Source organism: Citricoccus sp., from assembly GCF_032154715.1.
Lineage (GTDB): Bacteria > Actinomycetota > Actinomycetes > Actinomycetales > Micrococcaceae > Citricoccus.
The window spans coordinates 1-5,857 of the sequence record NZ_JALDXU010000138.1 but is presented as its reverse complement, the minus strand read 5'-3'; the positions used below and the strand labels follow the sequence as shown (position 1 = coordinate 5,857).

Below are 5,857 nucleotides of genomic sequence, written 5' to 3'. Positions count from 1 at the left end.
CCCCCCCTCTCCGTCTGACTTGATACCCTGGGGAACTGGTGGTTTCCGCCGCCGTTCCCCACCACCGAAGGAAGAGCACCGCAGTGTTCAACTCCCTGTCCGATCGCCTGGCCGCCACCTTCAAGAACCTGAAGGGCAAGGGGCGTCTGTCCGAAGCGGATATCGACGCCACCGCCCGAGAGATCCGCCGGGCCCTGCTGGATGCAGACGTGGCCGTCCCGGTGGTGCGGGAGTTCATCAGCCACATCAAGGAGCGGGCCCTCGGCGAAGAGGTCAGCCAGGCCCTGAACCCCGGCCAGCAGATCGTCAAGATCGTCAACGAGGAACTGGTCGCCATCCTCGGTGGTGAGACGCGGCGGCTGAACCTCGCCAAGAACCCCCCGACGGTCATCATGCTCGTCGGCCTGCAGGGCGCTGGCAAGACCACCCTGGCAGGGAAGCTCTCCAAGCACCTGAAGGAACAGGGGCACACTCCGATGCTGGTGGCGGCGGATCTCCAGCGCCCCAACGCGGTCAAGCAGCTCCAGGTCAACGGCGAGCGGGCCGGCGTGCCGGTCTATGCCCCGCACCCAGGCGTCTCCAGTGAATTCGAGGATCCCACCGGGGACCCCGTACAGGTGGCCCGGAACGGCGTGGCCGAGGCCAAGGCCAAGTACAACGACATCGTGATCGTGGACACCGCCGGCCGTCTCGGTATGGACGCCGAGCTCATGCAGCAGGCCGCGGACATCCGGGCGGCGGTCCAGCCGGACGAGGTCCTCTTCGTCCTCGACGCCATGATCGGCCAGGACGCCGTGGCCACGGCCCAGGCCTTCAACGAGGGCGTCGGCTTCACCGGCGTGGTGCTCTCCAAGCTCGACGGCGACGCTCGCGGCGGTGCCGCCCTCTCGGTGCGCTCGGTCACGGGCAAGCCCGTGATGTTCGCCTCCACGGGCGAGAACCTCGCCGACTTCGAGGTTTTCCACCCGGACCGGATGGCCTCGCGCATCCTCGACATGGGCGACATGATGAGCCTGATCGAGCAGGCCGAGCGCAACTGGGACCGGGCCGATGCCGAGAAGATGGCCCGGAAGTTCGTGGACCAGGAGGACTTCACCCTCGACGACTTCCTTGATCAGATGCAGCAGATCAAGAAGATGGGGTCCATGAAGAAGCTCCTGATGATGATGCCCGGGGCCCAGGGCATGCGCCAACAGCTGGAGCAGTTCGACGAGCGTCAGATCGACCGCATCGAGGCCATCATCCGGTCCATGACCCCGCACGAGCGGGTGGCACCCAAGATCATCAACGGTTCCCGCCGGGCCCGCATCGCCCGCGGCTCCGGTGTCCAGGTCTCCGAGGTCAACGGCCTGCTGGAGCGCTTCGGCCAGGCCCAGAAGATGATGAAGAAGATGGCGGCCGGCGGTGGGATGCCAGGCATGCCCGGGATGCCCGGTGGTGGCGCCGGGGGAGCCGGCGGTGCCCGCAAGGGCAAGGGCAAGGGCAAGAAGGCCAAGCCCAAGTCGGGCAACCCGGCCAAGGCGGCCCAGGAGATGCGTGAGCTCGAGGACCGCCGCAAGCGGTCCGGTTCCCCGGCGGCGGGTTCTGCCTTCGGACAGGGCGCCGACGGTGGTCCGGACGGCTTCGATCCGTCGTCGCTGAACCTTCCCAAGGGGTTCGAGAAGTACCTCGGCAACTGAACCGGGACGACTCGAGGGCCGCAATCACGACGGTGGTTGCGGCCCTCGGTGTTTTCGCCCTCCCGCGCGTCGGGCGCGTCGGGTCACCACCCCGGGCCGCGGGAATAGTTGAAGCATCAACCGAGTTGTGACGTCATGAGGGTGCTGAGCTCACTCCCCACGGTCCATCGGCCGTGCCGCCCGCAGAAGTCACCAGCCCGACCCGTTCCGGACCGAACCCGAGGAGATCAGTCATGTCCTTCACTGCCCCTGACGCCGCAATAGATCCTGTTGCCCTGCGGCGCCGGTCCGTGCAGCATCAGCCCATCAGCGGACGTCCGGCCGCCGATCTGCTGCCCGCTGGCCTGTCCCTGGGGATCGTGACCCTGAAGTCGGACAATGTAGCACGCCTGCGGGCCTACTACGAGCAGGCACTGGGTCTCGTCGCCATCGCCGAGGACGGCCCCAACGTGGTCCTGGGCCGGTCCGGGGTGCCGCTCGTCGGCATCGAGGAGGCGCGCGGCCTCACGCTCCCGGCTGACGGGGAGGCCGGCCTCTATCACGTGGCCATCCTCTTCGAGGAGGCCGCCGATCTCGCCGCCACCGTCTACTCGGCCGTGCGGCTCGACCCCACGCGGTTCGTCGGCAGTTCTGACCATCTCGTCTCGGAGGCCTTCTACTTCCAGGACCCGGACAACAATGGCATCGAACTCTATGTCGACCGGCCCCGTGACCGGTGGCAATGGGGCCTTGACGGTCAACTCGCCATGACGACCCTCTACCTGCCGTGGGACCGGTACCTGGACACGCACCTCATTGAGGAAGCGGTGAACCGGCTGACCACTGCCCCCGCCTCCGTGGGTCACGTCCACCTTCAAGTCGGTGACGTCCACGCGTCGGAGGACTTCTATGTCCGGGAGCTCGGCTTCGAGAAGACCACCGCGCTGGGCACTATGGCCCTGTTCGTGTCCGCGGGCGGCTATCACCACCACATGGCGATGAACACGTGGAACTCCACCGGTGCCGGCCCCCGCCGCAATACCCTCGGCCTGGGCTCCCTGGAGATCACCCTGCCGCGGGGCGAGGGGCTGGAGTCCGCCGCGGACCGGCTCAAGAGCGCTAGCCGTCCCGCCCAGCGCACCGACCGTGGTCTCGAGGTCCGCGACCCCTGGAACACGCTGCTCGTGCTCTCCGAGCCCGAGGTGGAGGCCGAGGCCGAGGCCAACTAGGACAAACGGCCGGGTGTCTGGCAGAATGGGACGGTACTGAACTGCCGTCCGGGCGACCCTCTATCACTCCGGCCGGCCGTTCTGTCAGCAGCAGACCACCTCGCGCCAACCCCACGGCCGGCGTGCATGCTGCGCCAAAACCAAGAACCAGGAGCTACCACACCCGTGGCCGTAAAGATCCGTTTGAAGCGCTTCGGCAAGATGCGCGCCCCGTACTACCGCATTGTCGTCATGGACTCCCGTACCCGCCGCGATGGCCGTGCGATCGAGGAGATCGGCAAGTACCACCCCACCGAGGAGCCCTCGTTCATCGAGGTCAACTCCGAGCGGGCCCAGTACTGGCTGTCCGTGGGCGCCCAGCCCACCGAGCAGGTGCACGCCATCCTCAAGATCACCGGCGACTGGCAGAAGTTCAAGGGTGAGCCGGGTGCCGAGGGCACCCTGAGGACCAAGCAGCCGAAGGAGCCGTTCGTGGCCCCGCAGAAGGGCTCCGTCATCATCCCGGAGGCCATCACGCCGAAGAAGGAAGCCGCCGAGGCGCCGGCCGAGGCTGCTGAGACCACCGAGGCCGCCGACTCCGCCGAGGCTGCGGCCGACGAGAAGTCCGAGTGACCATGCTGCAGGAAGCGCTCGAACATCTCGTCCGGGGAATCGTGGATTCCCCGGAGGACGTTCAGGTCGACCTGCGGAACAACCGTCGCGGCGAAGTCCTCGAGGTTCGTGTCGATCCTGCCGACCTGGGCCGGGTGATCGGCCGCCAGGGCCGGACCGCCACCGCGTTGCGCACCGTGCTGGACGGCCTCGCCGGCCATCCGGTCCGGGTCGACGTCGTGGACACCGACCGCCGCCGGTAGCTGTACCGTGCCGCTCCATCCCGCACCGCGGGACCGGCGCGGCCGCATGACATGATGGCCCGTGTCCGGACACCGTCCGGTGCGGGCCATCGTCGTCCCTGACCTTGTTGCCTCCTTCTTGCCATCCTCCGAAAGGACCTCACGAACATGCCGCAGCCAGGCGCCGAGAACCCAACCCGGGACGAGCGTGAGCACGTCCGCGTCGCGAGGATCGGCAAGCCCCATGGCATCCATGGCGAGGTGACCGTCCAGGTGTTCACGGATGAGCCCGGAGAGCGGTTCAGCCCGGGAGCGGTGCTGCAGGGGCGCCGCGGCGGCCAGGGTGCCGGCCGCGACGGGACGCTGACCGTGGTCCGTTCCCGGTGGAACAAGGACATCCTCCTCCTGGCCCTGGAGGCGGTGGCCGATCGCAACCAGGCCGAGGCACTGCGCGGCACCGAGCTCTTCGCCGAGCCGGACGAGGCGGGGGAGGACGGTGCCTGGTACGAAGAGGACCTGGTCGGACTGGCCGTCATGGTCGACGGCACGAAGGTCGGCAGCGTGACCGGGCTGATCACCGGGGAGGTCCAGGACCTGCTGGAGGTGAAGCTCGACGGAGGGACCAGCGCCCTGGTCCCGTTCGTCGAGGAGATCGTCCCGGAGGTCGATCCCGAGTCCGGCACGATCATCCTGACGCCGCCGCCGGGCCTGTTGACGCTCAACGACCCCACGGCCGATGGCAGTTCGGCAGCGGAGGATCCTGCATGAGGATCGACGTCGTCACGATCTTCCCCGAGTACCTCCAGGTCCTCGACGTCTCGTTGATCGGCAAGGCCCGCCGGGACGGCCTGCTGGACATCCGCATCCACGACCTGCGCGACCACACGGTCGACCGGCACCGCACCGTGGACGACACCCCCTATGGCGGCGGCGCCGGCATGGTCATGAAGCCGGAGCCCTGGGCGCTGGCGCTCGAGTCAATCGCTGACTCCGCTACTGGCGCCGACCGCGCCGATGGTGCGCGTCCGGTCCTGCTGGTGCCGACGCCGTCGGGCACGCTGTTCCGACAGTCCGTGGCCCACGAACTGGCCGGGGCGGACCACCTCGTGGTGGCCTGCGGACGCTATGAGGGCATCGACGAGCGTCTGTTCGAATGGGCCGCAGACCTCTTCGAGGTACGGCTGGTCTCCCTCGGTGACTACGTCCTCAACGGCGGGGAGGTGGCGGCTCTGGCGATGATCGAGGCCGTGGGCCGGTTGGTGCCCGGTGTGGTCGGCAACCCGGAGTCCCTCGTGGAGGAGTCCCACAGCGACGGACTGCTCGAGTATCCCGTCTACACCAAGCCCTCCTCGTGGCGTGAACGCGACGTCCCCGAGATCCTGCTGTCCGGGGACCACGGGAGGATCGCCACCTGGCGCCATGACCAGCAGGTGGCCCGCACCCGGGCCCGACGCCCTGACCTGCTGCCGCACGAGTCCGCCACGCCAGGAGACAAGACGGCCCCGGATCTGGCATAATGGTCAGCTGTGTCAACTGGACATCCGACCTGCCACAGGGGGCGGATGCCGACAGTCTGGCCCACCGGCACCCAGACGGGTTCACCGGTCCCTAGCTTGGGCACGCCCATCCCCACGCCTCCACTTCCGGGGGCACCGGCCGGCGTGCCGCTGATGACGTGAATGACCTGTGGCGTTCACCAGGAGTAGCACCATGCATATTCTCGACTCCCTCGATGCGCCCTCGCTGCGCAACGACGTTCCCGATTTCCGCCCCGGTGACACCGTCAAGGTGCACGTGAACATCGTCGAAGGCAAGACCGCCCGTGTGCAGGTCTTCCAGGGCTTCGTCATGGGCCGTCACGGCCATGGCGTGCGCGAGACCTTCCGTGTCCGCAAGGTCTCCTTCGGCGTCGGCGTGGAGCGTACCTTCCCGGTGCACTCCCCGGTCATCGACAAGATCGAGCTCGTCTCCCGCGGTGACGTGCGCCGCGCCAAGCTGTACTACATGCGCGATCGCCACGGCAAGGCTGCCAAGATCAAGGAGAAGCGCGACTTCTCGACCAAGAAGGCCTGATCTGCGCCTGCGCGTGATCATGACCCGATGACCGACCTGTCGTCTGACTCGTCGCCTCGTCAGC

The 5,857-nt window shown here is 67.9% G+C and carries 7 protein-coding genes; all 7 read left to right on the top strand.

Annotation, left to right across the window (positions count from 1 at the left end):
- Positions 1 to 83 precede the first annotated feature (83 nt).
- The 7 genes from ffh (at position 84) to rplS (ending at position 5,793) form a co-directional block, all read left to right on the top strand.
- Complete coding sequence (ffh, locus tag RUH65_RS15080) at positions 84 to 1,679, top strand: signal recognition particle protein (RefSeq protein WP_313818442.1); 1,596 nt, start codon at positions 84 to 86, stop codon at positions 1,677 to 1,679.
- 233 nt (positions 1,680 to 1,912) lie between these two features.
- Positions 1,913 to 2,887 (top strand): VOC family protein, encoded by a 975-nt coding sequence (locus RUH65_RS15075; protein ID WP_313818441.1) that lies wholly within the window; start codon positions 1,913 to 1,915, stop codon positions 2,885 to 2,887.
- 165 nt (positions 2,888 to 3,052) lie between these two features.
- Positions 3,053 to 3,499: a 30S ribosomal protein S16 gene (gene rpsP / locus RUH65_RS15070; RefSeq protein ID WP_313818440.1), complete on the top strand. Its 447-nt coding sequence runs from the start codon at positions 3,053 to 3,055 to the stop codon at positions 3,497 to 3,499.
- Positions 3,500 to 3,501: 2 nt separating this feature from the next.
- Positions 3,502 to 3,741 (top strand): RNA-binding protein, encoded by a 240-nt coding sequence (locus tag RUH65_RS15065; RefSeq protein WP_313818443.1) that lies wholly within the window; start codon positions 3,502 to 3,504, stop codon positions 3,739 to 3,741.
- Positions 3,742 to 3,888: 147 nt separating this feature from the next.
- Positions 3,889 to 4,488 carry a ribosome maturation factor RimM gene (gene rimM, locus RUH65_RS15060; protein ID WP_313818439.1) on the top strand — a complete coding sequence of 200 codons (600 nt, stop codon included), beginning with the start codon at positions 3,889 to 3,891 and terminating at the stop codon, positions 4,486 to 4,488.
- Positions 4,485 to 5,237 (top strand): tRNA (guanosine(37)-N1)-methyltransferase TrmD, encoded by a 753-nt coding sequence (gene trmD, locus RUH65_RS15055; protein WP_313818438.1) that lies wholly within the window; start codon positions 4,485 to 4,487, stop codon positions 5,235 to 5,237. Before rimM ends, trmD begins: the two co-directional genes overlap by 4 nt.
- A gap of 193 nt (positions 5,238 to 5,430) precedes the next feature.
- Positions 5,431 to 5,793 (top strand): 50S ribosomal protein L19, encoded by a 363-nt coding sequence (gene rplS, locus RUH65_RS15050; RefSeq protein ID WP_188803127.1) that lies wholly within the window; start codon positions 5,431 to 5,433, stop codon positions 5,791 to 5,793.
- Positions 5,794 to 5,857 lie beyond the last annotated feature (64 nt).

What these genes read in the sequence shown, in the direction of transcription:
- RUH65_RS15075 (WP_313818441.1), top strand. Translation starts at nt 1,913, where the DNA reads ATGTCCTTCACTGCCCCTGACGCCGCAATAGATCCTGTTGCCCTGCGG.
- RUH65_RS15065 (WP_313818443.1), top strand. Translation starts at nt 3,502, where the DNA reads ATGCTGCAGGAAGCGCTCGAACATCTCGTCCGGGGAATCGTGGATTCC.
- rimM (WP_313818439.1), top strand. Translation starts at nt 3,889, where the DNA reads ATGCCGCAGCCAGGCGCCGAGAACCCAACCCGGGACGAGCGTGAGCAC.
- trmD (WP_313818438.1), top strand. Translation starts at nt 4,485, where the DNA reads ATGAGGATCGACGTCGTCACGATCTTCCCCGAGTACCTCCAGGTCCTC.
- rplS (WP_188803127.1), top strand. Translation starts at nt 5,431, where the DNA reads ATGCATATTCTCGACTCCCTCGATGCGCCCTCGCTGCGCAACGACGTT.